This window comes from Myxococcus sp. CA039A (assembly GCF_013336645.1).
Taxonomy (GTDB): Bacteria; Myxococcota; Myxococcia; order Myxococcales; family Myxococcaceae; genus Myxococcus; species Myxococcus llanfairpwllgwyngyllgogerychwyrndrobwllllantysiliogogogochensis.
On the sequence record NZ_JABUMQ010000657.1, the window covers coordinates 1 to 1458 of the forward strand.

General features: G+C 69.5%; 2 protein-coding genes. One reads left to right on the top strand and one right to left on the bottom strand.

Going from position 1 to position 1458, the window contains the following annotated elements:
* The coding region (locus tag HR086_RS46810) for a S49 family peptidase (RefSeq protein ID WP_373564456.1) at window positions 1–984 on the bottom strand (984 nt) is incomplete at its 3' end.
* Window positions 985–1063: 79 nt separating this feature from the next.
* Here HR086_RS46810 and HR086_RS46815 point away from each other — a divergent pair.
* On the top strand, window positions 1064–1417 hold the full coding sequence (locus HR086_RS46815) for a hypothetical protein (RefSeq protein WP_141644378.1): 354 nt from the start codon (window positions 1064–1066) through the stop codon (window positions 1415–1417).
* Window positions 1418–1458 lie beyond the last annotated feature (41 nt).

The following is a 1458-nucleotide window of genomic DNA, read 5'->3' on the forward strand; positions in this document are numbered from 1 at the left end:
CGCATTCCCCTTCCCCGGCACAATAATCCCCGACACCGGCACCAACGCGAGCCGCGGCTTCCGCTTCATCCGCCGCCACTTCACCGGCGGGAACGGCACCGTCTCCAGATACGTGTCCAGCGCCTCCAACTCCGTGTCCTCCACGTCCTCCGGCGCCTTCCCCTCCTCCACCTTCACCAACCCCAGGTGCAGCGGCAGGTCCGCCTCGTCCACCAGCGCGTCCACCAGCCCCATCGCCTTCGCCCTCGGCCCGCTGTACGGGCCTTGGTCGATCAGCGCCTTCACCTCGTCGGGCGTCTTGCGCCGCGCCACCGACACCGCGTCGACCAGCGTCGCGTAGCGCTCGTCCAGGAACGACTCCACTGTGCGCTGCTGGATGTCCGACACCGCCGGATGCGTGAACAACTCCGGCGCCGTCTTGTAGTCACCCCGCCGGATGAACTGCGGCCGGATGCCAATCCGGGACAGCCCCTCGCCCAGCGCCGTGGACTCCGCCGAGTACCCCACCAGCTCCAGCCGCCCCATGGGGGCCAGGAGCACCTCGTCCGCCGCGCACAGCACCGGGTACGTGTCCGTGTCCACCATCACCGCCCAGGACACCACCCGCTTGCCCGCCGCCCGGAACTCCGCCAGCAACGCCACCACCGCGTCGCGCTTCGCCCCCGGCAACCCCAACTCCTCCACCTCCAGGAGAATCCCCTTCACCTTGGGGTCCTTCGCCAACAGCCTCAGGGACTCGCCAAAGCGCTCCAGCGAGGTGACGTCCGCGGGCTCCGGACGCGAGCCTCCCCCCAGCGAGAATCGGGGCTTGCGCTGCTCGCGGTAGGGCGGATCCCCCGCCAACCGGAAGCGCACATAGGCCGGCCGGTGGCTGGCGGCGAACAGGCGGAAGGGCGCACCCAACAGGGTCCGCAGGAGCAGCAACAGGTTGGCGAGGGCGATGAAGGGCAGGCGCAGCATGGCGTCCGGAGGTGATGTGGGCACCCTGGCGCGTACTGGACAACGCTCTCCCGGTGCAAGCCCTGTTCAGCACTCCCGTTGGGTCGTGATAGCCTCCCCCCTCATGCGAAATCCCTCCCTTGCCCGACTCCTCCTGGTCCTCGCGCTCGCGACGGGCGGAGCGGCACTGGCTCAGCCGCGCAAACCGGTCCAGGACTTCAACGCCCCCCGTGAGCTCACCGCCGAGGAGCGCGAGGCCGCCAAGCAGCGCGCCATGGGCAACAACCTCAACTCCTACGGCAAGGACATCCAGGTGAAGACGCAGCCCTTCCCCTGGAAGGCCGTGGGCCTCGCCGGCCTCGTGTTCCTCGTCGCCATCCCCTTCGGCTTCCGCGCCTTCCGGAACACGACGAAGGAGATGGATGACGTGAACACCTTCGGCAACAACTCCAACCGCGGCGACGACGAGGCGGCCTGAGCCACCCCACCCCGGCCCTCAAGCCGGGGCCACCTCCACCG

Coding starts and splice junctions, on each gene's coding strand:
- HR086_RS46815 (WP_141644378.1), top strand. CDS start 1,064: ATGCGAAATCCCTCCCTTGCCCGACTCCTCCTGGTCCTCGCGCTCGCG.